The 24435-nt window shown below is 59.9% G+C and carries 27 protein-coding genes, 1 tRNA gene and 2 riboswitches; of the genes, 13 read left to right on the forward strand and 15 right to left on the reverse strand.

All coding sequences use genetic code 11. The annotated features are described in order from the left end of the window. The first annotated feature begins 150 nt into the window (after window positions 1–150). The 3 genes from FHX05_RS01895 to FHX05_RS01905 all read left to right on the forward strand — a co-directional run bounded on the left by FHX05_RS01895 (window position 151) and on the right by FHX05_RS01905 (window position 1020). Window positions 151–235, forward strand: a tRNA-Leu gene (locus FHX05_RS01895). Window positions 236–529: 294 nt separating this feature from the next. Then, on the forward strand, window positions 530–745 hold the full coding sequence (locus tag FHX05_RS01900) for a hypothetical protein (protein ID WP_015339986.1): 216 nt from the start codon (window positions 530–532) through the stop codon (window positions 743–745). Window positions 746–825: 80 nt separating this feature from the next. Then, the gene (locus FHX05_RS01905) at window positions 826–1020 is read left to right on the forward strand and encodes a hypothetical protein (protein WP_112338999.1); all 195 of its coding nucleotides are present in this window, start codon (window positions 826–828) and stop codon (window positions 1018–1020) included. 38 nt (window positions 1021–1058) lie between these two features. On the opposite strand, the gene FHX05_RS01910 is transcribed toward FHX05_RS01905, so the two are convergent. Then, complete coding sequence (locus FHX05_RS01910; RefSeq protein ID WP_112339000.1) at window positions 1059–1481, reverse strand: helix-turn-helix transcriptional regulator; 423 nt, start codon at window positions 1479–1481, stop codon at window positions 1059–1061. Window positions 1482–1699: 218 nt separating this feature from the next. On the opposite strand from FHX05_RS01910, the gene FHX05_RS01915 reads away from it, so the two are divergent. The 6 genes from FHX05_RS01915 (at window position 1700) to sugE (ending at window position 7857) form a co-directional block, all read left to right on the forward strand. Next, window positions 1700–2635, forward strand: coding sequence for a DMT family transporter (locus FHX05_RS01915; RefSeq protein WP_183870511.1), 936 nt, complete (start codon window positions 1700–1702; stop codon window positions 2633–2635). Between the two features lie 81 nt (window positions 2636–2716). Further along, entirely contained in the window at window positions 2717–4726 is a 2010-nt protein-coding gene (locus FHX05_RS01920; RefSeq protein ID WP_183870512.1) for an acetyl/propionyl/methylcrotonyl-CoA carboxylase subunit alpha, read from the forward strand. Between the two features lie 162 nt (window positions 4727–4888). After that, a complete protein-coding gene (locus FHX05_RS01925; protein WP_112413749.1) occupies window positions 4889–6016 on the forward strand; it encodes an S-(hydroxymethyl)glutathione dehydrogenase/class III alcohol dehydrogenase in 1128 nt (375 codons plus the stop codon). Window positions 6017–6094: 78 nt separating this feature from the next. After that, on the forward strand, window positions 6095–6559 hold the full coding sequence (locus FHX05_RS01930; RefSeq protein WP_112606485.1) for a YaiI/YqxD family protein: 465 nt from the start codon (window positions 6095–6097) through the stop codon (window positions 6557–6559). Continuing rightward, complete coding sequence (fghA, locus tag FHX05_RS01935; RefSeq protein ID WP_183870513.1) at window positions 6556–7389, forward strand: S-formylglutathione hydrolase; 834 nt, start codon at window positions 6556–6558, stop codon at window positions 7387–7389. The genes FHX05_RS01930 and fghA overlap by 4 nt, the downstream gene beginning before the upstream one ends. A gap of 153 nt (window positions 7390–7542) precedes the next feature. Then, complete coding sequence (gene sugE / locus FHX05_RS01940; protein ID WP_112334785.1) at window positions 7543–7857, forward strand: quaternary ammonium compound efflux SMR transporter SugE; 315 nt, start codon at window positions 7543–7545, stop codon at window positions 7855–7857. On the opposite strand, the gene FHX05_RS01945 is transcribed toward sugE, so the two are convergent. The 8 genes from FHX05_RS01945 to FHX05_RS01980 all read right to left on the reverse strand — a co-directional run bounded on the left by FHX05_RS01945 (window position 7841) and on the right by FHX05_RS01980 (window position 14207). Further along, on the reverse strand, window positions 7841–8251 hold the full coding sequence (locus FHX05_RS01945) for a DoxX family protein (RefSeq protein WP_112420487.1): 411 nt from the start codon (window positions 8249–8251) through the stop codon (window positions 7841–7843). The two genes, sugE and FHX05_RS01945, sit on opposite strands and share 17 nt — an antisense overlap. Before the next feature lie 142 nt (window positions 8252–8393). Then, window positions 8394–8786, reverse strand: coding sequence for a DoxX family protein (locus FHX05_RS01950; protein WP_112411947.1), 393 nt, complete (start codon window positions 8784–8786; stop codon window positions 8394–8396). Window positions 8787–8909: 123 nt separating this feature from the next. Further along, complete coding sequence (locus FHX05_RS01955; protein WP_112334782.1) at window positions 8910–10442, reverse strand: acyl-CoA carboxylase subunit beta; 1533 nt, start codon at window positions 10440–10442, stop codon at window positions 8910–8912. A gap of 63 nt (window positions 10443–10505) precedes the next feature. Further along, complete coding sequence (locus tag FHX05_RS01960) at window positions 10506–10901, reverse strand: hypothetical protein (protein ID WP_310232425.1); 396 nt, start codon at window positions 10899–10901, stop codon at window positions 10506–10508. 144 nt (window positions 10902–11045) lie between these two features. Continuing rightward, on the reverse strand, window positions 11046–11831 hold the full coding sequence (locus tag FHX05_RS01965; protein WP_112334780.1) for an ATP12 family chaperone protein: 786 nt from the start codon (window positions 11829–11831) through the stop codon (window positions 11046–11048). A gap of 9 nt (window positions 11832–11840) precedes the next feature. Beyond that, complete coding sequence (locus FHX05_RS01970; RefSeq protein WP_183870514.1) at window positions 11841–12494, reverse strand: HAD-IA family hydrolase; 654 nt, start codon at window positions 12492–12494, stop codon at window positions 11841–11843. Continuing rightward, complete coding sequence (locus FHX05_RS01975; protein ID WP_112334778.1) at window positions 12491–13489, reverse strand: RluA family pseudouridine synthase; 999 nt, start codon at window positions 13487–13489, stop codon at window positions 12491–12493. The genes FHX05_RS01970 and FHX05_RS01975 overlap by 4 nt, the downstream gene beginning before the upstream one ends. A 184-nt stretch (window positions 13490–13673) precedes the next feature. Then, the gene (locus FHX05_RS01980) at window positions 13674–14207 is read right to left on the reverse strand and encodes a copper chaperone PCu(A)C (RefSeq protein ID WP_183870515.1); all 534 of its coding nucleotides are present in this window, start codon (window positions 14205–14207) and stop codon (window positions 13674–13676) included. A 168-nt stretch (window positions 14208–14375) separates the two neighbouring features. Next, window positions 14376–14459, forward strand: a riboswitch (glycine riboswitch). A 3-nt stretch (window positions 14460–14462) separates the two neighbouring features. Next, window positions 14463–14540, forward strand: a riboswitch (glycine riboswitch). A gap of 71 nt (window positions 14541–14611) precedes the next feature. Between FHX05_RS01980 and gcvT the strand changes: the two genes are divergently transcribed. The 4 genes from gcvT (at window position 14612) to FHX05_RS02000 (ending at window position 19407) form a co-directional block, all read left to right on the forward strand. Next, window positions 14612–15748, forward strand: a complete 1137-nt coding sequence (gene gcvT, locus FHX05_RS01985; protein ID WP_183870516.1) for a glycine cleavage system aminomethyltransferase GcvT — start codon at window positions 14612–14614, stop codon at window positions 15746–15748. Between the two features lie 23 nt (window positions 15749–15771). Beyond that, window positions 15772–16134: a glycine cleavage system protein GcvH gene (gene gcvH / locus FHX05_RS01990; RefSeq protein ID WP_112334775.1), complete on the forward strand. Its 363-nt coding sequence runs from the start codon at window positions 15772–15774 to the stop codon at window positions 16132–16134. Further along, window positions 16134–18998 carry an aminomethyl-transferring glycine dehydrogenase gene (gene gcvP / locus FHX05_RS01995; protein WP_183870517.1) on the forward strand — a complete coding sequence of 955 codons (2865 nt, stop codon included), beginning with the start codon at window positions 16134–16136 and terminating at the stop codon, window positions 18996–18998. Before gcvH ends, gcvP begins: the two co-directional genes overlap by 1 nt. 148 nt (window positions 18999–19146) lie before the next feature. Continuing rightward, a complete protein-coding gene (locus FHX05_RS02000) occupies window positions 19147–19407 on the forward strand; it encodes an addiction module antidote protein (protein WP_183710028.1) in 261 nt (86 codons plus the stop codon). A 27-nt stretch (window positions 19408–19434) separates the two neighbouring features. On the opposite strand, the gene FHX05_RS02005 is transcribed toward FHX05_RS02000, so the two are convergent. The 6 genes from FHX05_RS02005 to sufC form a co-directional block, all read right to left on the reverse strand. Next, entirely contained in the window at window positions 19435–20127 is a 693-nt protein-coding gene (locus tag FHX05_RS02005; RefSeq protein ID WP_183870518.1) for a transporter, read from the reverse strand. Between the two features lie 126 nt (window positions 20128–20253). Further along, complete coding sequence (gene sufA / locus FHX05_RS02010; RefSeq protein ID WP_112606464.1) at window positions 20254–20643, reverse strand: Fe-S cluster assembly scaffold SufA; 390 nt, start codon at window positions 20641–20643, stop codon at window positions 20254–20256. Between the two features lie 76 nt (window positions 20644–20719). Then, on the reverse strand, window positions 20720–21100 hold the full coding sequence (locus FHX05_RS02015; RefSeq protein WP_075850603.1) for an SUF system Fe-S cluster assembly protein: 381 nt from the start codon (window positions 21098–21100) through the stop codon (window positions 20720–20722). A gap of 11 nt (window positions 21101–21111) precedes the next feature. Next, window positions 21112–22353, reverse strand: coding sequence for a cysteine desulfurase (locus FHX05_RS02020; RefSeq protein WP_183870519.1), 1242 nt, complete (start codon window positions 22351–22353; stop codon window positions 21112–21114). Window positions 22354–22368: 15 nt separating this feature from the next. Beyond that, on the reverse strand, window positions 22369–23643 hold the full coding sequence (gene sufD, locus FHX05_RS02025) for a Fe-S cluster assembly protein SufD (RefSeq protein ID WP_112334771.1): 1275 nt from the start codon (window positions 23641–23643) through the stop codon (window positions 22369–22371). Window positions 23644–23665: 22 nt separating this feature from the next. Further along, on the reverse strand, window positions 23666–24421 hold the full coding sequence (gene sufC, locus FHX05_RS02030; protein ID WP_015340013.1) for a Fe-S cluster assembly ATPase SufC: 756 nt from the start codon (window positions 24419–24421) through the stop codon (window positions 23666–23668). Window positions 24422–24435: the final 14 nt, after the last annotated feature.

Here is a 24435-nt window from a genome sequence, read left to right on the forward strand (position 1 = left end):
ATTCAAACATGTAAGGCGTTTCGGCAGCATTCGCACATGTCAGATCGGAGGAGCTGTGAAGGAATTTAAAAAAACTGACATATCGCTCTTGTGCCCCCCGAATGCTTTTGCTACATGCAGCCGCGCCGGAGCAATCCGGCCTACCACGATGCGGTCGTGGCGGAATTGGTAGACGCGCAGCGTTGAGGTCGCTGTGGGGCAACCCGTGGAAGTTCGAGTCTTCTCGACCGCACCAAGAACCCGGCTTTGGCCGGGTTTTTTGTTTTTAAAACAATGCGTAGCTAACGCTTTCTTTAGTACCACATTATCTCACACGCCATCGTCCGCCCGCTGACGACACGCGAACCGATCAAAGCGTCGGGGAATATTGCGATGCTGCCCCCGTTTCCAACACAAGTTACTCGCGAGATTCATGCCGAGAGGTAGTTCGCCTCCCCTGATGGGCCGGAACAGCCGTCGTATTTCCCTGGTCACTTGACTTCGCGCCCCTCTCTGGCACCGTGAAACTCTTCAGACAGGGGGAAGATGCATGACACCAGAGCGCTTTTCAGAATGCCTTTTGCATATACGCTGGACGCCCATCAATCTGGCGAGCGCTCTGCAATGTGACCTGTCATGGGTAGAGGCGCTGGAAGCTGGAAATGCCAAAGTCCCGGAAGGGTTGGCGGAATGGCTGGAAACCCTAGCGCAATGCCACGAGAAAGCCGGCGTTCCTACCACCTATCGCGGCCGTGGACACGACTGAGATTGAAGCCTACGAGACGAGCTGGGGAACGATGGCAGTCCGGAAATGGCGACACTTCATTCCAAACGGAGGGATTGGAAATGAATGATGATTTTCGCTTGAAGCTTATCAAAATCAGAGGCGAAAAGATCGCCCATCGCAACGAACTGCTGGCGATGAAGACGCAGGGCATTGACGCGAAACAGATCGGAGAAGTCATCGATCTTGACGACATGATCGCCCGCGAGCAGCTCGCGATCGACACCCTCGACGATACGATTGCCCGATTAAGCTAAAAGTACTTAGGCCCGCGCCACGTCGAGGGAAGCCGCGCTCAATGCGCCACATCCTTGCTCAGATTGCGCAGCCTGATCTGATGGTCGAGACGTTCGAGCTGCTTTGTTGTCGTCTCTATCAGCCGACCGACCTCCTGATAGGCGGTGCGCAGCCGCGATAGCTCGTTCTTGACTGCTTCCAGGGCGCGCTCATCGCTGTCCTCTCCGGGTCCGTCACCCGATCCGGTCATCAACCATGCCGGTGAAACATCGAAAAGAGCTGACATCTTGGCCAGCGCGGAGGGGTTGGGTTCGGCGCGATCGGATTCCCACGCGAGCATCGTCTCCTCGCTGACGCCAAGCTGTCCGGCCAGCGTTTCGAGGCTGATTCCCGCGGCATCGCGAGCCATGGACAGGCGTCCGCCAAGCGTATCGCCGCCTTCATCCGAAAAAACGGTCGTCTCTTGTTCTGGTTTGAACATCGGTGCGATCCCTTTCCTGGTCGCGCCGGCAATTTTTCGCCGCGCAGTCATGTTTTAGCCGGTTCCAAAGCTCCAGATAGGTCTAAGGGCGTCATCTCGCCAGGGAGATCTGTCCCATTTGGAAAAGTACGGCATTTGCGGATGGCTGCCACCGCATCTTGCAACCTACTTTCAAGCGCGTCTTGATTGCATGTTTGTCCTATGTTTGAAGTTGACGCATGCTCGTCTCTTCCCCCGTTTCCACGCAGCAAAATCCGCTTAGAGGCATGACGATCATGGCAAGCGCCATGATCCTGCTGCCGACGATGGATGCGATCGCCAAGTACATGGCGAGTTTTGAAGGCATGTCGCCGGGCCAGGTGACATTCTATCGCTTCTTCTTTCAGCTTGTGTGCATGCTGCCGCTTCTTGCGACCGCAGCCGGGCGGTCAGCCTTTTCGGCGAAGCGCCCATGGATGAACCTTTTACGCGGTGCACTGCATGGCGCCGCGAGCCTACTCTTTTTCGCCGCGGTCAAATACATGCCGCTTGCCGATGTTTTCGCGATCTATTTCGTCGAACCCTTTATGCTGACGGCGCTTTCTGCCTTGTTCCTTGGCGATAGGGTCGGTTGGCGGCGATGGCTGGCAATCGTTATCGGCTTCGGCGGCGCAATGATCGTCATTCAGCCGAGTTTCGCGATCTTCGGACTGAAGGCGCTGCTGCCGGTCGCATGCGCCTTCCTTTATGCGCTCTATCTCTTCATGAACCGTGCCGTCGGTGAGGCGGATTCGCCGTTGACGATGCAGATCATGGCGGGTCTCGGCGGCACCATATTCATGGCCTTGGCTCTGCTTGCCGGCTCGTCAGCCGGCATTACGGATTTCGAGCCGTCCCTGCCCGCCTCGGTGCTCGGACTGGTGCTTCTGCTGATTCTCGGTTCGATTTCAGGCTACGCCCATATGCTCGTCGTCAGAGCCTTCCGGCTGGCGCCGCTTTCGCTGCTTGCTCCATTCCAGTATTTTGAGATCATTTCCGCCACCGTTCTCGGCTACGCGATCTTCGGCGATTTTCCTAATCTTTCCAAGTGGATCGGCATTGCCATTATCGTCGGCTCCGGCCTCTTCATCATCTGGCGGGAGCGTATGCAGTCGAGTTTGGAAAAAACGACGTAAGCGCGGACATGTTGCGCATGGACCAGGTAAGCAATTTATGGCTAAAACACTGACTGAATAGAGTATTTGGGCGGAGATTGCATGTTCAAGAAAATCCTGATCGCCAATCGCGGCGAGATTGCCTGCCGCGTGATCAAGACTGCGCGCCGCATGGGCATTCTCACGGTCGCCGTCTATTCCGATGCTGATCGGGATGCTCTTCATGTCGAAATGGCGGATGAATCAGTCCATATCGGCCCCGCTCCCGCTGCCGAAAGCTATCTTGTCGCCGACAAGATCATCGCTGCGTGCAAGCAGACCGGCGCGGAAGCAGTCCATCCAGGCTACGGCTTCCTCTCAGAGCGCGCCTCCTTCTGTGCGGCACTGGAGAAGGAAGGCATCGTCTTCATCGGCCCGAAGCCGAAGGCGATTGAAGCCATGGGCGACAAGATCGAATCGAAGAAATTCGCCAATGCGGCCAAGGTTTCCACCGTTCCGGGCCATCTCGGCATCATCGATGATGCCGATCATGCCGAAAGAATCGCCGCTGAGATCGGCTATCCTGTCATGATCAAGGCGTCCGCCGGCGGCGGCGGCAAGGGCATGCGTATCGCCTGGAGCAAGGACGAGGTTCGCGACGGCTTTGAACGCGCCCGCTCGGAAGCGAAAAGCTCTTTCGGCGACGACCGCGTCTTCATCGAGAAATTCGTCGTCGACCCCCGACATATTGAAATCCAGGTATTGGCCGACGCTCACGGAAATGCCGTCTATCTCGGCGAGCGCGAATGCTCGATCCAGCGCCGAAACCAGAAGGTCGTCGAAGAGGCACCGTCGCCGTTCCTTGATGAGGCAACGCGCAAAGCCATGGGCGAACAGTCCGTAGCGCTTGCCAAGGCCGTCGATTACCAAAGTGCCGGCACGGTCGAATTCATCGTCGATCGCGACCGGAATTTCTATTTCCTCGAAATGAACACCCGCCTGCAGGTCGAACATCCAGTCACGGAGCTGGTGACCGGCATCGATCTTGTCGAACAGATGATCCGCGTCGCCGCCGGCGAGAAACTGCCGTTCAAGCAGGCGGATATCGGGCTCAACGGCTGGGCCATCGAAAGCCGCCTTTATGCGGAAGATCCCTATCGCAACTTCCTGCCCTCGATCGGCCGCCTGACGCGCTATCGTCCGCCGCGCGAAGGCAGAACGGAGACATCGGTCGTGCGCAACGATACCGGCGTCTTCGAAGGCGCCGAAATCTCCATGTATTACGATCCTATGATCGCCAAGCTCTGCACCTGGGCTCCGACAAGATTAGAAGCGATCGAAGCGATGGGCGAAGCCCTGGATGGTTTTGTCGTCGACGGCATCGAGCACAATATGCCATTCCTCTCCGCGCTAATGAAGCATCCGCGCTGGCGCGAAGGCCGCCTCTCCACGGGCTTCATTGCCGAGGAATACCCTGATGGCTTCGCACCGGTGACGCCGGACGAAGACCAAACCGCTTTGCTGTCGGCAATCGCCCTTTCCTGCAGCCTGATCGAATCCAACCGCCGCGAGCGCTATGCCGACCGCTTGCGTCCAGCCGCCGCGCCGCTGCGGGAGAGCTGGGTTGTCAAGCTTGGTGCTAACTATCTGCCTGTGACGTTGCTTGAAGGCGTGGCGACCATTCCCTTCGAGATGGACATGCAGATCGGCACCCAAACCGTAACCGTCGCAACCGACTGGCGTCCCGGCGATTCCGTATGGGCCGGCACCGTCGGCGACCGCAAGCTGACAGCCCAGATCCGCACCGTGCTCAATGGTCTGCGCATCGATTGGCAGGGTATTTCCGTCCGGACCAGGGTGTTTACACCGCGTCAGGCTGAACTCAACAAGCTGATGCCCGTCAAATTGCCGCCGGATACGTCGAAGCTCCTGCTCTGCCCCATGCCGGGCTTGGTCGTCGCTATTGCCGTCACCGAGGGACAGGAAGTCAAGGCAGGCGAAACGCTGGCTATCGTCGAAGCGATGAAGATGGAAAATGTCCTGCGAGCCGAACGCGATCTGGTCATCGGCAAGATCAACGCCAAGCCGGGCGAAAGCCTCGCCGTCGACGCCGTGATCATGGAATTCACCTGATCGAGAAGCTTCGCCATCGCAGCCATGTGGAAAGAGCTGCGTGGCGATTGCTCGGCTAAAACATGATAATTGCGACGCTAAGTGTCTGATTTTGGCTTGAGCCGCCCCGTGTGCCCATGCCAATGTCGCGCGGACCAAATCATTGCAGGAAGGGACGAGATCATGGACGTAAGAGCAGCGGTCGCGGTTGCGGCTGGCAAGCCGCTTGAGGTGATGACGGTTCAGCTTGAGGGGCCGAGAGCCGGCGAAGTGCTGATCGAGGTCAAGGCGACTGGCATCTGCCATACCGATGATTTCACGCTGTCGGGCGCCGATCCGGAAGGCCTGTTTCCGGCGATCCTCGGCCATGAGGGTGCCGGCATCGTCGTCGATGTCGGACCTGGCGTCACCTCGGTCAGGAAGGGCGATCACGTCATTCCGCTCTACACCCCCGAATGCCGCGAATGCCCGTCCTGCCTTTCCCGCAAGACCAATCTGTGCACCGCGATCCGCTCGACCCAGGGCCAGGGTCTGATGCCGGACGGCACCTCGCGCTTCTCGATCGGCAAGGACAAGATCCATCACTATATGGGCTGCTCGACCTTCGCCAATTATACCGTGCTGCCGGAGATTGCCGTCGCCAAGGTCAATCCCGACGCTCCCTTCGACAAGATCTGCTATATCGGCTGCGGCGTGACCACAGGCATCGGTGCGGTCATCAACACCGCCAAGGTGGAGATGGGCGCAACCGCTATCGTCTTCGGTCTCGGCGGCATCGGCCTCAATGTCATCCAGGGCTTGAGGCTTGCCGGTGCCGACATGATCATCGGTGTCGATCTCAACAATGACAAGAAGGCCTGGGGCGAGCGCTTCGGCATGACGCATTTCGTCAATCCGAAGGAAGTCGGCGACGACATCGTGCCCTATCTCGTCAACATGACGAAGCGCGGGGCCGACCAGATCGGCGGTGCCGACTATACCTTCGACTGCACCGGCAACACCAAGGTGATGCGCCAGGCGCTGGAAGCCAGCCATCGCGGCTGGGGCAAGTCCGTGGTCATCGGCGTTGCCGGCGCCGGCCAGGAGATCTCGACGCGTCCGTTCCAGCTGGTGACGGGCCGCTCGTGGATGGGGACGGCCTTCGGCGGCGCGCGTGGCCGCACCGATGTTCCGAAGATCGTCGACTGGTACATGGAGGGCAAGATCGAGATCGATCCGATGATCACCCACACCATGCCGCTCGACGACATCAACAAGGGTTTTGAACTCATGCATTCGGGTGAGAGCATCCGTAGCGTCGTGCTGTATTGACGGTAAAAGCCACCCACTCGGCAAGATGTATGCGGCGCATGAGAAAAGCGCCGCATATAGCTGAAAAGATTTGATATCATGATTTATGTCGATGCCGACGCCTGCCCGGTCAAGCCTGAGATCCTGAAGGTTGCTGAACGCCACGGCATCGAGGTGACCTTCGTCGCCAATTCGGGATTGCGCCCGTCGCGGGACCCGATGGTGCACAACGTCATCGTCTCCAATGCCTTCGATGCCGCCGACAACTGGATCGCCGAACACGCAGGTGCTGGCGACATCGTCGTCACCGCCGACGTGCCGCTCGCGGGCCGTTGCGTTGCGACCGGTGCGCTTGTGACGGGACCAACCGGCCGCATCTTCGATAAGACCAATATCGGCATGGCGACCGCCATGCGGGACCTCGGCGCACATCTTCGCGAAACCGGTGAGAGCAAGGGCTATAACGCCGCCTTCTCGCCGCGCGACCGCTCCGCCTTTCTCGAAACTTTCGACCGGCTCTGCCGGCGTTCAAAAACCAATCAAACGCCTGGAGGCCAGCCGTGAATATCATTTCCCAGAACACCGCCTTCGGCGGCATGCAGGGTGTCTTCTCGCATGAGTCCGACGCCTGCAAAAGCGAGATGACCTTCGCCGTCTTCGTGCCACCCCAGGCGATCAAGGAGCCTCGGCCCGTCCTCTGGTATCTCTCCGGCCTCACCTGCACCCACGCCAATGTCATGGAAAAGGGCGAATATCGCCGCATGGCCACCGAACTTGGCCTCATCATCGTCTGCCCGGACACCAGCCCGCGCGGCAATGACGTGCCGGATGAGCTGACCAATTGGCAGATGGGCAAAGGCGCCGGCTTCTACCTCGACGCCACCGAGACGCCCTGGGCCGAAAACTATCAGATGTACAGCTACATCACCGAGGAACTGCCCGCTCTCATCGCCAGGCAATTCCGCGCCGACATGAGCCGCCAAGGCATCTTTGGCCATTCTATGGGCGGCCATGGCGCCATGACGATTGCGTTGAAGAACCCGGACCGCTTCAAGAGCTGCTCCGCTTTTGCTCCCATCGTACAGCCGTCGACAGCCGATTGGTCCGCCCCTGCGCTGGAGAAATATTTGGGCAGCGACAAGGCCGCTTGGCGCCGCTACGACGCCTGTGCGCTTGTCGAAGACGGCGCCCGCTTCCCCGAATTCCTGATCGATCAGGGCAAGGCGGACAGCTTCCTTGAAAGCGGACTGCGCCCCTGGCTGTTCGAGGAAGCCATTAAGGGCACCGATATCAGCCTGGCGCTGCGCATGCACGAGCGCTACGACCACTCTTATTACTTCATTTCCAGCTTCATGGACGATCACCTCAAATGGCACGCCGAACGGCTAGCGTGAAACGGGTGGCATGGCAGCCATGCACTCAAACGCTTGAAAGACTCCGGTAACGGCGGCATATAGAAAACGCGCAGACGACTGCGGCGGCCGCTCCCGATTGACCGGCCGTAAGAATCCGCGGGGACGGCCTCGCTCTTAACAAAGGAGCGTAAAATGGCTTGGTTCCTGCTTTTCCTTGCAGGTCTGTTTGAAATCGGCTGGGCAGTCGGCCTGAAATATACCGATGGCTTCACGCGGCTGACGCCGACGATTCTCACCGTCATTTCCATGGTCATCAGCATCGCGCTACTTGGCCTTGCGGTAAAAACCCTGCCCATGGGCACGGCCTACGCCGTGTGGACTGGCATAGGCACGGTCGGCACTGTGCTGCTGGGCATATGGCTGCTCGGCGACCCCGCGACGCTGGTACGCCTCGCCTGCATCGGCCTGATCGTGGCCGGCATTGCCGGCCTCAAGCTTGCGGCCTGACGGGCTGCGACCGGCGCTGGCGATTGCCCAGCGCCCAGCTTCCCGGACCGGCGAACACCAGAAACAGGAAGATGAAGCAGAACAGGATGGCTCCGTCTCCCTGATTGTTGGCCGGGAAGAAGTCGATCTGCATATGCACCATGAAGTAGGCTATCGCCATTTCACCGCTCAGAAGAAAGGCGATCGGTCGGGTGAAAAGCCCAAGCAGGATAAGGATGCCGCCGACAAGTTCAATAATTCCCGCCACGAAGAACAGCGTCGTGATTGCGTAAGGCGCCGGCGGAAAGCCGAAGACCTTTTGCGTACCGTGCTCGATGAACAGCAGTGCAGTTATGATTCGCAAAATGGCGAGGGCGGCGGGCTGATAAGGCGACAAGTGCTCGGGAAATGACATGAGGATCTCCGTTCGATAGGGGATGCGAAGGAGATCCTGTCAAAAGTGCTCTCGCTTCGCTGATAACGGAGTAAACACGCGAGAGACGAATTTATTCGCCGGACCCGGCAATTCAACCGAGCCCGACGAAGAGTCCGGTTACTTACTTCTTGTTGTTGTCGATCGCCAGCAGGCCCGGGCCGGCGAAGATCAGGAACAGGAAGACGAAGCAATAGAGGATCGCCGCGTCACCGCCGTTGTTGGCCGGGAAGAAATTCTTCGGATAATGCGCCATGAAATAGGCGACAGCCATGTTGCCGCACAGAATGAACGCGACCGGACGGGTAAAGAAGCCCACGATCGTTGCCAATCCACCGACAACTTCAAGGATACCCTGAACCAGAAGCAAGGTCGGCAGCGGGCTTGGGAACTGACCGCCGAGCGGAAAGCCAAACAGCTTCTGCAAGCCGTGTTCGATGAAGAGTACGCCGGTGACGACGCGCAAGACAGTAAGAGCAAAGGGCTGATATTGATTCAGCCGATCGGAAAGCGCCATGTTAAACTCCAGTTTTAACTCCCCCACAAGGAAGCAATAGAGCGCACGACCGGGAACGTGAAAACACGGCTTCTGACGTCGGATCAATTTTCCGTGTGATATCCGTGACGTGTTGTCACGGACTCAAAGCGGGATGTTGTCGTGCTTCTTCCAGGGATTGGTCAGATCCTTGTTGCGCAACATTCTGAGACCCTGGGCCAGCCGGCGCCGGGTCGAGCGCGGCATGATCACCTCGTCGATGTAACCGCGCTCTGCGGCAACGAAGGGCGACAGGAAACGGTCTTCGTACATCTTGGTGTGGGCCGCGATCTTCTCCGGATCGGCAATATCCTTGCGGAAGATGATCTCGACGGCGCCCTTGGCGCCCATGACGGCGATCTGCGCCGTCGGCCAGGCGTAGTTTAGGTCACCGCGCAGATGTTTCGAGGCCATGACGTCATAGGCGCCGCCGAAGGCCTTGCGGGTGATGACCGTCAGTTTCGGTACGGTCGCTTCGGCATAGGCAAAGAGCAGCTTGGCGCCGTGCTTAATCAGGCCGCCGTATTCCTGTGCCGTTCCCGGTAGGAAGCCCGGCACGTCGACGAAGGTGACGATCGGGATATTGAAGCAATCGCAGAAACGCACGAAACGAGCCGCCTTCCGCGACGCGTCGCTGTCGAGTACGCCGGCTAGCACCATCGGCTGATTGGCGACGAAGCCGACCGTGGCGCCCTCGATGCGGCCGAAGCCACAGACGATGTTCTTGGCAAAGCTTTCCTGGATCTCGAAGAAATCGCCCTCGTCCGCCACCTTCAGGATCAGCTCCTTGATGTCGTAGGGCTTGTTGGCATTCGCCGGGATCAGCGTATCGAGCGAATTATCCGGTTGCGCCACAGACTGATAGCACTCGATCTCCGGCACCGCGGCCGTGTTCGACTGCGGCAGGAAATCGATGAGACGGCGCACCTGCAGGAGCGTGTCGACATCATTGTCGTAGGCGGCATCCGCAATCGAGGATTTCGTCGTATGCACGGAGGCACCGCCGAGCTGCTCGGATGTCACGGTCTCGTTGGTAACGGTCTTCACCACATCCGGCCCGGTGACGAACATGTAGGAGGTGTCCCGCACCATGAAGATGAAGTCGGTCATGGCCGGAGAATAGACGTCACCGCCGGCGCAGGGGCCCATGATGACGGAAATCTGCGGGATGACGCCGGAGGCTAGCACGTTGCGCTGAAACACCTCGGCATAGCCGCCGAGCGCGGCCACGCCCTCCTGAATGCGGGCGCCGCCGGCGTCATAGATCCCGATGATCGGTGCCCGGTTCTTCAGCGCCATATCCTGCACCTTGGTGATCTTTTCCGCATGTGCTTCCGAAAGAGACCCGCCGAAGACTGTGAAATCCTTGGCAAAAATGAACACGGTTCGTCCGTTGACCGTGCCCCAGCCGGTCACGACGCCGTCGCCGGCAATCTTGCTCTTGTCCATGCCGAAATCGGTCGAGCGATGCTCGACGAACATATCGAACTCTTCGAAAGAGCCTTCGTCGAGGAAGATATCGATGCGCTCACGAGCCGTCAGCTTGCCGCGGGCGTGCTGGGCGTCGATGCGCACCTGCCCGCCGCCGAGCCTTGCAATCTCGCGACGGCGTTCCAGTTCCTGCAGGATTTCCTTCATGCGGCCCTCTCTCCATCATCGCTCGGGCTTAGCATGGCGCGAGCCCTGTTTGAAGCTGTTGGCTTAGTTTGCGAGCCGCGGTGTGTTCAGCGAAAAGATGGAACGAACCCGCGCGGCAATGTCTTCCGCCATCAGCTCATCTGCGGTGGCAGGATCAGGAGCGACAGTTCTGGTCTCGAACGATGCCATGGCAATCACAGCGCCGCCATCGGCTGCCGCAGCATCGATATTGATCTTGGCGCTGCTGCGGTCGCGATTGAAGCCGCGCGCCTTGCGGACGTCGCTCAGTCGGACGGTGATGGCAACCTGTGGCAATTGCGGACCGAAGCTCGTGGCGGCGATCGCGGCGTTGACGCGATCATTGACGGCTGCAACCAATGCCGGCGACACCGGCGGCAGTGCCTGATCGGCTATAACGGTTGCGCTGCGCACGGCATAGGTTGGAGGCGGAGGATCCACGGACCAGCTCGAGCAAGCGGCCAATGCCAGACTTCCCACGAGCGCCGGTATGGCTCTCGGCCTCCACAACAACATGATCCCTGCCCCGACTTTCGAATTTGCAAGATATGCAGATCGATATAAAGGACTGGAAATCAACAATATTCAACTGCGAAGCGCGGAAAAAACCGCGGCTGCGGCCTGAAACTCCTCAAAACGTTGTGCACGACGCTGCTCGGCTTCTTCGTCGCTGCCCCAATGCTCAATCGTCCAATCCTCGTCGAGATGAGCGAGCGACCAAACCTCGGCAAGCGGCAGGAAACCTTTCGCAAAGGCCAGCGCCAGGATCGCCGAACCAGTCAGCGTCGTGATCGTGTGCAAGCTCGCGAGCTCCATCGGTGTGTCAAACTCGCGCAAAGCAGCGGCGAAGGCCGCGATAGCCTCTTTAGGCTGTTCCTGGTGCATGACGCCTTCGGCTAGGATGAAGCGGGCGCCTAGGTCGCGCGCTGCCCATTCGATCACCGGATTCCAGCGCTCCGACTGCCGCTCGACGAGCCGCTCGGGACCGTCGGCGCGGTAGCAAAGCAGATCGCTGCCGGAGAAGCGGACGATTTCGTCGAATACGGCCTGGCTCTCCGTCGCAACGCCATCGATGGCGGTATTGACGAGGCGTGTTATCGGCATGGTCGCGGGATCGATCACGTCAACCTGACGCGCCCATTCTCCGGCCACCAGTCTGGCAAGTGCTTCTGTCGGCAGGGCCAGGGAGTGCCGCGCCGGCGTCTTCACCACCTTGCCATCCAGAGCGATGGCGTGACTGCCCTCGTCCGCGCTGATCGTCACATCCTTGTAGAAGCGCTTGGGCAGCGGCTTCTTCATCTGGATCTGCGCGCGGCGGATCGGATCGGGATGGCTGAGACCTTCGGAAAGATCGTTCAACAGGTCGCGCATGGCGTCACCTCAGAGAATATGGCTCAATATATCGTTCGGATGGTGGGCGATGGCATCGGCGCCTGCTGCCAGCAACTCCTCAACCGAAGCATAACCCCAGGCAACGCCGATGGCAGTCGCACCGGCCGCTTTTGCCATCTGCATGTCATAGATGGCATCGCCGATCACGATCGTGTCGTGCGGATCCATGCCGGTCTCGTCGCAGCATTCCGTGACCATCGCCGGATGCGGCTTGGACGGGCAGTCGTCGGCGGTGCGCGAGACAATGAAATAGGGCGTAAAGTCGTTGACCTCAAGGATATGGGTCAAGCCGCGGCGGGATTTACCCGTCACTGCGCCGATCAGCAGTTCATCGCGGGCCGCCAGCGTCTCGACCAGCGGCTTGATGCCGTCGAAGAGCGGCGTCTGCATGTCGGCCTCGTCTCGCACCTCCGGAAAGATCGACTTGTAATGCGCCGTCATTGCGATCGCTTCGTCGTCGACATGCGGCTTGCCCTGGAGGCGGGCAATGGCGATATCGAGCGTCAGGCCGATGATCGATTTCGTCGCAGAAACATCGGGACGCTTATAGCCGAAGGCCACGAAGGTTCGCGCCATAACCTCATGGATCAGCCGCGCGCTGTCGACCAGCGTGCCGTCACAATCGAATAGGACCAGCTTCATTCGTCGTCCGGCTCCCCTGCCGATTCCATATCGAAACCGAGAAGGTTCCAAGTCTGAACCATATGGGGCGGCAAAGGCGCGGTGACGCGCAGACGCCCGCCGCTCGGATGCGGAATATCGATATGACGCGCATGCAGATGCAGGCGCTTCTGGACACCGCCCGGAAAATCCCAGTTCGGATCGTCATCGAAATATTTGGGGTCGCCGATGATCGGATGGCCCATATGCAGCGCGTGGACACGCAGCTGGTGGGTACGGCCGGTATAGGGCTCCATTTCCAGCCAGGCGAGGCTCTGAGCAGCCGTTTCGAGCACGCGGTAGTAGGAGATGGCATGATCCGCGCCCTCCTCGCCATGCTTGGCGATGCGCATGCGGTCGCCATCCGGCGTTGCTTCCTTCACCAGCCAGGTGGAAATCTTGTCCTCATGTTTGCGAGGCACCCCCTTGACCAGCGACCAATAGGTCTTCTTGGTGTCGCGCTCGCGAAAGGCCGCCGTCAGCTTCTGCGCTGCGCCGCGAGTGCGGGCAACGACGAGCACGCCGGACGTATCTCGGTCGAGACGGTGCACCAGGCGCGGCTTCTCGCCCTTCTTGCTCGTCCACGCCTCCAGCATCTTGTCGATATGGCGCGTAAGGCCGGAACCGCCCTGTACCGCGAGGCCAGCCGGCTTGTTCAGCACATAGACCTTATCGTCTTCATGCAGCAGCATGCGCGCAAGAAGCTCGGCGTCGCCGGAATGTTTGAGGTCGTTGCCCGCGATCGGGCCGCTCTTCAGTGCCTTTGCATCGACATCGAGCGGCGGCACGCGCACCATCTGCCCCGGCTGCACGCGCGCATCCGTCTTCACGCGGCCGCCATCGACACGTACCTGTCCGGAGCGCATCAGCTTCTGCAATTGCCCAAAGCCGAGACCCGGAAAATGCACCTTGAACCAGCGGTCCAGGCGCATGCCGGCCTCGTCAGGCTCGACCTTAATATGCTCAATCCCGGCCATTCTTCTTCTTTCAAATACCGCGGCATGTCCCAAGCGTTGCCAAACCTGCGTTCGGCGGATCATGCAAATTCAAACGACAGGGCATCAGCCCCGCGGCCGGAGATTTCCCGGCCTTTTGACGTGGCTTTAGAGCATTTCGAGGAAAAGTGGAAACCGGAATTGTAACGTCGAATGATTTTCTGGCTCAGTTTCCCTTGGCCGAGACGACGGGAAGATTAATGTCGACCATACCAGCCTTGTCGAACATCAGCATCACGGGCACCGTGCCACCCTGCTTGAAGGGCATCTTCACCTGCTTGAACATCATGTGCATCGTATTCGGCGCGAGTGTCACGGTCGCGCCGGCGGGAATGGCGATGCCGCCCTTCACCTCGCGCATCTTCATAATCTCGCCTTCCATCTTCATCTCATGCAACTCCACCTTGCCGGCGGCTGAGGAAGTCACGGAGGTCAGCTTGTCGTCTGTCTTGCCGGTATTGTGAATGGTGATGTAACCGCCACCGACCGGCTGGCCAGGAAGCATGGCATGAACGTAACCACCGCTGATATCGAGATCGCCAAGCTTGGCAGTCGCCGAGCCGGAAGGCGCCGCACCTGCATCCATGTGCATGCCTGGCATGGATTTCATCGCGCCACTGTCCTCAGCCATCGCTCCGACAACGGAAAGCGAAAATGCGCCAATGGACATCAGCAATGCGGCTGCGTAGTTGCGGTTCATCTTTGTCTCCTGCCCGGCTCCTCAATCGTGCAGAAGGGATAGCCTCTCCCATCTCTGTTGCAAAGGCCCGTATTCATTAGGAAACGCAGGATTGATCGGCGCGACAAAAATTTGTTCAGCGACGACATTTGCCCCTTGCCATCTTTCGCCGAGACCGGATAATGGCTGTCAACCTTGTTGGGAGAATCCGGTGCGAGCCGGTGCCGAAGGAGCAACCGCCCCGGAAACTCTCAGGCCAAAGGACCAGCAAGGGGCAGACGGAACTCTGGAGAGAAGCGCGCAAGCGTTCGCCGAAGGGATAACAATCTCAGGCAAACAGACAGAGGGGGCTCATCGTCAGGCGCAACCGCGCCGAAATTGTGAGCTCTGCGCTTCGAAACGAGCGCAAAACCCGGAGGCGTCATTTGGACGAGACCGCTGCCCTCAAGACCACCCCCCTTCATGCCCTGCATGTGTCCCTCGGCGCCCGCATGGTGCCGTTCGCGGGCTACGATATGCCGGTTCAATATGCGCCGGGCGTTCTGAAGGAACACCTTTGGACCAGATCCTCCGCCGGCCTGTTCGACGTGTCGCATATGGGTCAGGTGACGATCCGCGCTCGTTCCGGCAAATATGAGGATGCCGCGCTGGCACTGGAGAGCCTGGTGCCCGTCGATATTGTCGGCCTTGCTGAAAATCGCCAGCGCTATGGCTTCTTCACCGACGACAAGGGCGGCATTCTTGACGATCTGATGATCGCCCACATGGACGACTATCTTTTTGTCGTCGTGAATGCCGCTTGCAAAGAGCAGGATTTCAAGCATCTTCAAGATCATATCGGCGATAGCTGCGAAGTCACATTACTTGATCGCGCACTCATTGCCCTTCAAGGCCCGCACGCCGTCGACGTGCTTGCCGAACTCTGGGCCGATATCGCCTATATGAAATTCATGGATGTTCGGCATTGTCGCCTCCACGATGTCTCCTGCCTCGTCTCGCGCTCCGGCTATAGCGGCGAAGACGGTTTCGAAATCTCCGTCCCGGCCGATAAGGCCGAGGATATCGCCAAGCGGCTGCTGGAACATCCCGACGTCCAGCCGATCGGCCTCGGCGCCCGTGACTCGCTCCGGCTCGAAGCCGGCCTTTGCCTTTATGGCAACGATATCGACCAGACGACCACGCCGATCGAAGCCGCGCTCGAATGGGCGATCCAGAAGGCCCGCAAGACCGGCGGTGTCCGCGCTGGCGGCTTCCCTGGTGCAACCCGCATCCTCGGCGAACTCGATGGCGGCGCCACGCGCCGCCGTGTCGGCCTGAAGCCTGATGGCAAGGCGCCGGTGCGCGGCCATGCCAAGCTATATGCCGATGCCGAAGGCAAGATGGAGATCGGTGAAGTCACGTCGGGCGGTTTCGGTCCGAGCGTCGAAGGCCCGGTCGCCATGGGCTACGTGCCGGCCGAATTCACCACTCTCGGCACCACCGTTTACGCTGAAGTGCGCGGCAAATATCTGCCAGCCGTCGTCAGCGCCCTGCCTTTCATCAAACCAACCTACAAACGCTGAACGTCTTTTCCAGAGGATTATCCATGCTGAAATTCACCGAAGAACATGAGTGGCTGAAGGTCGAAGGCGATGTCGCAATCGTGGGCATCACGGCCCACGCGGCCGAACAGCTCGGCGATCTCGTGTTTGTGGAATTGCCCGAGGTCGGTGCCAGCTTCTCCAAGGGAGCTGACGCGGCAACCGTCGAATCCGTCAAGGCAGCCTCCGAAGTCTATTGTCCGCTCGACGGGGAAATCACGGAAATCAACGAAGCCATCACCGCCGATCCGGCCCTCGTCAACTCCGACCCGATGGGTGCTGGCTGGTTCTTCAAGCTGAAGCTGAAGAACGTCGGCGATCTCGATGGTCTTCTTGATGAATCCGGTTACAAGGAGCTGATCGGATAATGGCGACGCCTACGGAATTCACCTTCACCGACTACCAGCCATACGATTTCGCCAACCGCCGCCATATCGGCCCGTCTCCGTCGGAGATGGCCGATATGCTCAAGGTGATCGGCTATAAGAGCCTCGACGGCCTGATCGACGCGACGTTGCCGCCGGCGATCCGCCAGAAGGCGCCGCTCGCCTGGGGCGCAGCGATGACGGAGCGCGAGGCGCTCGACCGTCTGCGCGAGACCGCCAACAAGAACAAGGTTCTCGTTTCGCTGATCGGCCAGGGCTATTACGGTACGATCACGCCGCCGGTCATCCAGCGCAACATCCTGGAAAATCCCGCCTGGTACACCGCCTATACGCCATACCAGCCTGAGATCAGCCAGGGCCGCCTCGAGGCACTGCTGAACTACCAGACGATGATTAGCGACCTCACCGGTCTCGATGTTGCCAACGCCTCGCTGCTCGATGAAGCGACCGCCGCGGCCGAAGGTATGGCGATGGCGGAACGTGTCGCAAAATCGAAGGCAAGGGCCTTCTTCGTCGATGCCGAATGCCACCCACAGACCATAGCGCTGATCAGGACGCGCGCCGAGCCGCTCGGCTGGACCGTCATCGTCGGTAATCCCTTCACCGATCTCGATCCGGTCGACGTCTTCGGCGCAATCTTCCAGTATCCGGGCACGCACGGCCACATCAACGATTTCAGTGGCCTGATCGCCCGCCTGCACCAGACCGGCGCCATCGCCGTCATGGCGACCGATCTCCTGGCACTGACCCTGCTGAAATCCCCGGGCGAAATGGGTGCGGATATCGCCATCGGCTCCTCGCAGCGTTTCGGCGTTCCGGTTGGCTATGGTGGGCCTCATGCGGCGTTTATGGCTGTCAAGGACGACTACAAGCGCTCCATGCCCGGCCGTCTCGTCGGCGTCTCGGTCGATGCACGCGGCAATCGCGCCTATCGCCTGTCGCTGCAGACCCGCGAACAGCATATCCGTCGCGAAAAGGCGACGTCGAACATCTGCACCGCCCAGGTGCTGCTCGCCGTCATGGCCTCCATGTATGCGGTCTTCCACGGTCCGCAGGGCTTGAAGGCAATCGCCCAGCAGGTTCACCAGAAGGCCGTGCTGTTGGCCAAGGGACTGGAAAAGCTCGGCTACATCGTTGAGCCTGAAACCTTCTTCGACACGATCACCGTCGAAGTCGGCCACATGCAGGGTCTGATCCTGCGTGCAGCCGTCGCCGAAGGCGTCAACCTGCGCAAGGTTGGTGAAACCAAGATCGGCATCAGCCTGGACGAGCGCACGCGCCCGGCAACGGTCGAAGCCGTCTGGCGCGCTTTCGGCGGCGATTTCCGCATCGCCGATTTCGAGCCGTCCTACCGCCTGCCGAAGACTCTGCTGCGCACCAGCGAATACCTCACACATCCGATCTTCCACATGAACCGTGCCGAAAGCGAGATGACGCGTTACATTCGTCGTCTTTCGGACCGCGACCTGGCGCTCGACCGCTCGATGATCCCGCTCGGCTCCTGCACCATGAAGCTGAACGCGACGGCGGAAATGCTGCCAATCACCTGGCCGGAATTTTCGGATATCCACCCATTCGTCCCGGCCGATCAGGCGCTCGGCTACCGCGAAATGATCGATGATCTGACGGATAAGCTCTGCGCCGTGACAGGCTATGACGCCTTCTCCATGCAGCCGAACTCCGGCGCGCAGGGCGAATATGCCGGCCTGCTGACCATCCGCAACTATCACATTGCCAATGGCCAAGGTCACCGCGACATCTGCCTCATCCCGACCTCCGCGCACGGCACCAACCCCGCCTCGGCACAGATGGCGGGCATGAAGGTCGTGGTCGTGAAAGTCAGCGACGATGGCGATATCGACATGGCCGATTTCCGCACCAAGACCGAGCAACATGCCGACAACCTCTCCTGCTGCATGATCACCTACCCTTCGACGCACGGCGTCTTCGAGGAGACGGTGAAGGAGATCTGTGATCTCGTTCACAAGCATGGCGGTCAGGTCTATCTCGATGGCGCGAACATGAACGCCATGGTCGGTCTCTCTCGACCCGGCGATATCGGCTCCGATGTCAGCCACCTCAACCTGCACAAGACCTTCTGCATCCCGCATGGCGGCGGCGGTCCCGGCATGGGCCCGATCGGCGTCAAGGCGCATCTGGCACCCCACCTGCCCGGCCATCCGGAAACGGACGGCCGCAGCGGAGCGGTCTCGGCGGCCGCCTTCGGTTCGGCCTCCATTCTGCCGATCTCCTGGAGCTACTGCCTGATGATGGGCGGCGAAGGCCTAACACAGGCGACGAAGGTGGCGATTCTCAACGCCAACTACATCGCCACGCGATTGAAGGGCGCGTACGACGTGCTCTACAAGTCCAAGGATGGACGTGTGGCACACGAATGCATCATCGACACCCGCCCGCTGGCCGCAAGCGCCGGCGTGACGGTCGACGATGTCGCCAAGCGCCTGATCGATTGCGGCTTCCATGCCCCGACCATGAGCTGGCCGGTTGCCGGCACGCTGATGATCGAGCCGACCGAATCGGAAACGAAGGCCGAACTCGACCGCTTCTGCGAGGCGATGCTGGCGATCCGCGAGGAAGCCCGCGCCATCGAAGACGGCCGGATGGACAAGACCAACAACCCGCTGAAGAACGCACCGCACACGGTGGAAGACCTCGTCGGCGAATGGGATCGCCCCTATTCGCGCGAACAGGCCTGCTTCCCGCCCGGCGCCTTCCGCGTGGACAAGTACTGGTCTCCGGTAAACCGCATCGACAACGTCTACGGCGACCGGAACCTGATCTGCACCTGCCCGCCGCTGGAATCCTACGCCGAGGCCGCAGAATAGGATTTTTGCAAAAAAGCGAAGCGGTTCAGTCGCTTCGCTTGAAACAGACATAAATCTATCGTGAAACTTGTCTATGAAAACGCCGCGTGTCCGAACGGATGCGCGGCGTTTTTGATGACGCCACGGTGGGACCTTGGAATTCAGATTTATGCCGGAACGATTCGACGTGGACAATCCCGACAGCTATATCGCCGCCGCCTTCGAAACCGACGATCCCGCCTCGATCGCCAGGGCACTGGGCGAAGTCGCGCGCACGCGCAACATGAGCAAGCTCGCCAAAGATGTCGGCATGAACCGTTCCGCCCTTTACCGGGCGCTCAGCGGCGATGGGAATCCGGAATTCGCGACGATCCTGAAGGTCGTCAGGGCACTCGGCCTTAAGCTAACGCCGATATCGGCCGCAAACTAGGAATTCGCTTCCCAATCCCGAGCATCGCTAACCAATCGCCTCTTCAAGCAGAAGCAGCACGAGAAAGCCGGCAAAGAACATAGCCGTCACCCAGGGGCGATCGGGTGTTTCATGGGCTTCGACCAGCAGTTCCTCGGTAACGAGATAAAGTAGCGCAATCAGCCCGAACGCGAAGAAGCCTGTGAGAACTGGGCCGGGCAACGAAGCGATCGGCGTCCCAAGCAGAGCGCCGATCGGCAGCAATAGCGCAAGTGCTGCCGTAGTCGCGACGATCCTGGCTCGAGAGCGAACGCTCTCGCCAAGCTCATTCGCCACCGTCAAGCCAAGAAACAGCACTTCGATCGTCAGAGCGATCGTCAGCAGGAAGCCAACTTTCGGGCCGGCTGCAAAGCCGATGCCGAGCACGAGGCCGTCGATCAGGATGTCGATGCCGATGGCCGCGAGAAGGCCGACCGGCCCTTTGGCCCAGTTTTCCAACTGCTTGACCAGCAGCATCACGCCGACGCCGATCGCTCCGCCGATGACCGTCGCCAGGGGATAACCGCGATGCATGACATCAGGCAGAATTTCTCCGGCGGCGGCGGCAAACACGACACCGGCTGCAAAATGCTGGATTGCGCTGACAAGATTAGGCCCCGGCCGCGTATTCACCGCAACCGCGGCACCCGCGATGGCTGCTGCCGCCGGGATCAATGTGTAAACCCATGCCGATGCCGCCATAAGATCCCCTTGCGCGCCCCGACCTCATCCGGCTCGAAGCCGCTGGTCAGCCGAGGGCGACGAAAGACCCTCAGTATCCATCGATCAAAGCACGAAATGCAGCAAGGTGAAATACAGGAGGTGTCTTTAGGCGGGTTGCGCAGCCTGCCGTTGCGCCACCAGAGCAGCCAGATCGGCAGGTTTCAATTCGACGGATTCGCCGCAGCCGCAGGCCGATGTCTGGTTCGGATTGGTAAAGATGAAGCCCGAGCGCAACGTCGTCGTCTCGAAGCCCATTTCCGTGCCGAGGAGATAAAGTACGGCAGACGGCTCCACCCAAACCTTTGCGCCATCACGCTCGATCAGGTCGTCCTTGGCATTCGGCTCCGTCACCAGGTCGATGGTGTATTCCATCCCGGCGCAGCCGCCCTTCTTGATGCCGACGCGAACGCCCTTGGCATCGGGGCCGGAATTTTCAACGATTGACTTGACGCGGGCCGCTGCCGCATCCGTCATGCTCATGATTGCGAAGCCCATGGGCTCATTCTCCTTCCGCAACCGGGGTCAAGATCCGGCGCTTCGAGTCTCAATGTAAAGCCGGCGGCCTAAAGCTTCAATACCAGCCGACGGCGACCTGCGCTTCTTCCGACATGCGATCCGGCGTCCATGGCGGATCGAAGGTCATGCTGACGTCGACACCGGAAACACCTTCGACGGCGCCGACGGCATTTTCCACCCAGCCCGGCATTTCGCCGGCAACCGGGCAACCCGGTGCTGTCAGCGTCATGACGATCTTCACCATCCGGTCGTCTTCGATATCGATCTTATAGACCAGACCGAGCTCGAAGATATCGGCCGGAATTTCCGGATCGTAGACCGTTTTCAGCGCAGAGATGATGTCGTCGCTGAGGCGCGCCAGTTCATCCTCGGGGATGCTGGAATGCACGATCCCTTCGCGCGCATCGATCTTCTGTTCGCTTTCGTCGAGTGACATCGCTTGCCTCCTCAGGCAAAGAATTTCCGTGCATATTCCAATGCATCCGCCAAGGCATCCACCTCGGCGCGCGTATTGTACATGCCGAACGATGCACGGCATGTGGAGGTGACGCCGAAGCGTTTCAAGAGCGGCTGGGCGCAATGCGTGCCGGCGCGAACGGCGACACCCTGGCGGTCGATCACCATCGAGACGTCGTGGGAGTGTATTCCCGTGAGCTCGAAGGAGAAGATGCCACCCTTGCCGGGCGCCGTGCCGATGACGCGCAACGAATTGATATCCCGCAGCCGCTCCGCCGCATAGGCGGCAAGATCGGCTTCGTGCCGAGCAATCGCTTCACGACCGATACTGTCCATATAATCGAGCGCATAGCCAAGGCCGATCGCCTGGACGATCGGCGGCGTTCCCGCTTCGAAGCGGTGCGGCGGCTCGTTATAGGTGACGTTTTCCTCGGTGACATCGAAGATCATCTCGCCGCCGCCCTGGAACGGCCGCATCTCGGCAAGCCGCTCCTTCTTGCCGTAGAGAACGCCGATACCCGAAGGGCCATAGAGCTTGTGGCCGGTCATGACATACCAGTCGCAGTCGATATCCTGCACGTCGACAGGCATATGCACGGCACCCTGCGAGCCGTCGATCAGGACTGGAATGCCGCGCTCATGCGCGATGCGGCACACTTCCTTCACAGGAACGACAGTTCCGAGCGCATTCGACATATGTGTGATGGCGACGAGCTTCGTGCGCTCCGTCAGGCTCTTTTCGAAATCCTCAATATGGAACGCGCCCTCGTCGTCGACGGGTACCCATACCAGCTTCGCGCCTTGCCGCTCTCGGATGAAATGCCAGGGAACGATGTTGGAGTGATGCTCCATGATCGAGACGACGATCTCGTCGTCCTCGCCGATCTTTGGCATGCCCCAGCCGTAGGCGACCGTGTTGATCGCTTCCGTCGAGTTCTTGGTAAAGACGATGTCGTCGACCGACGGCGCATTCAGGAAGCGGCGCACCTTTTCGCGAGCCGCTTCATAGGCCTCCGTCGCAGCATTGGACAGAAAGTGCAGGCCGCGATGCACATTCGCATATTCGTTGGAATAGGCATGCGAAATGGCATCGATGACGACCTGCGGCTTCTGCGCGGAGGCGCCATTGTCGAGATAGACCAGCGGCTTGCCATGCACCGTCTTCGCCAGGATCGGAAAATCCCGGCGAATGGCTTCGACGTCATAGGCCGTTGCCGGCACGATCTTGTCCACGAGCTTTGCCTCCAATCAGGCGTGCTTTTCCAGCCAGGCCGAAATAACGCCTTCCAGCGCCTCGACGAGGGCTTCGTCTTCCAGTTCCTCGACGATCTCGGCCACGAAGGCGTTGACGAGCATGGCGCGCGCCTTCTTCTCCGGAATGCCGCGCGCCATCAGGTAGTAGAGATGGTTGCCGTCGATATCCGCGACAGTGGCGCCATGGCCGCACTGCACGTCATCAGCGAAGATTTCAAGCTCGGGCTTCACCGAGAACTCGGCATCGTCGGACATCAGCAGCGTGTTGCAAGCCATCTTGGCGTCGGTCTTCTGCGCATCCGGTGCGACCCGGATCATGCCCTGAAAGACGCCGCGAGCGCGATCGAACACAACATTACGGATAACTTCCGTGGAACCGGTGTTCGGAACGTCATGGCCGAGTACCATCGTCACGTCCGTGTGGGTATCGCCACCGAGCAGGTTGATGCCGCGCAGCGTCAGATCGGCGCCCTCGCCTGCTACCTTGATATACAGTTCCTGGCGCACCAGCTTGCCGCCGGCGTTGATGACGAACAGCTTCAGCTTGGCGTCTTCTCCAAGATCGATGCGAAGCTGGCCGAGATGGGTGTCTTCGCTGCCCTGCTCCTGCAGGATGATCCAAGTGATTTCAGAACCCTTGCCGATCTTGATTTCGCTGACCGAGGAAACCAGCGCAGCCGCGCCCTCAACCGCTTGATGACGCTCGATAAAGGTCGCCTTGACGTCAGCGCCGAAGGTAACAGGCAGACGGCTGTGGATCTGGCCGCCGGCATGGATGAACTGCACTTCCAGCGGCGCATCGAGTTCGGTGCCATCGGGGAAATCGATGACGTAGCCATCGCGCACGAAGCTCGCATTGATGCGCCCGATGGCGTCATCCTTGCCGAGCGCTTCGAGGCCGACGGCGGCCGCGCCGTTGATCAAGCTGTCGGCGTAGCGCGCAACGGTCAAATTCTTCACCGAAGCCTTATCACTTGCCTTGCCCTGCAGAACCGCAATGACAGGCGACCCTTCGACCGTCGCCGGCAACGCTTCGGCAAGGCCCTTGCCGATATCGCTCGGGACCAGACGCAGCAGGTTCTTGAAATCGGTGTAATGCCAAGCCTCGACGCGGCGCGTCGGCAGGCCGGCGGTCTTCAGCTCGTCCAGCAGGCGATCGCGGACGGCAAAAACTTCGCCGTCGCCAGGCAGGTCGCCCATCTGGTCGTTATACGCCTCGATCAGCGCCGTTTCGGCTGATGTCAGGCGGTTCGTCGTCTGAATGTTCATCGACGTGTCCTTTCCGCCTCGATCAGGCTGCAGCACCGATGATGTCGGCGTAGCCGTTGGCTTCCAGTTCATGCGCCAGCGTCTTGTCGCCGGACTTGATCACCTGGCCCTTGTAGAGAACGTGGACGGTGTCCGGAACGATATAGTCGAGCAGGCGCTGGTAGTGGGTGATGACGATCACGGCGCGATCGGGCGAACGTAGCGCGTTGACGCCATCGGCGACGATCTTCAGCGCATCGATGTCGAGGCCGGAATCGGTTTCGTCGAGCACGCAAAGCTGCGGCTCGAGCAGCGCCATCTGCAGGATTTCGGCGCGCTTCTTTTCACCGCCCGAGAAGCCGACGTTGAGCGGGCGCTTCAGCATGTCCATGTTGATCTGCAGCTTGCCGGCAGCATCCTTGACGCGGCGGATGAAATCCGGTGTCGTCAGTTCGTCTTCGCCGCGTGCCTTGCGCTGCTCGTTCAGAGCAACCTTGAGGAACTGCATGGTGGCAACGCCGGGAATTTCCACGGGATACTGGAAGGCCAGGAAGATACCCTTGGCGGCGCGCTCGGCGGCGTCAAGCTCCAGGATGCTTTCGCCGTTATAAAGGATGTCACCCTCGGTGACTTCATAGTCCTCACGGCCGGCGAGGATGTAGGAGAGCGTCGACTTGCCCGAGCCGTTCGGGCCCATGATGGCGGCGACTTCGCCAGCCTTCACGGTCAGGTTCAGACCACGGATGATCTCAGTGCCGTCTTCGGCGATACGGGCGTGCAGGTTCTTGATTTCAAGCATTTTAGTATCCTATC

This window comes from Rhizobium sp. BK491, from assembly GCF_014194925.1.
GTDB lineage: Bacteria > Pseudomonadota > Alphaproteobacteria > Rhizobiales > Rhizobiaceae > Rhizobium.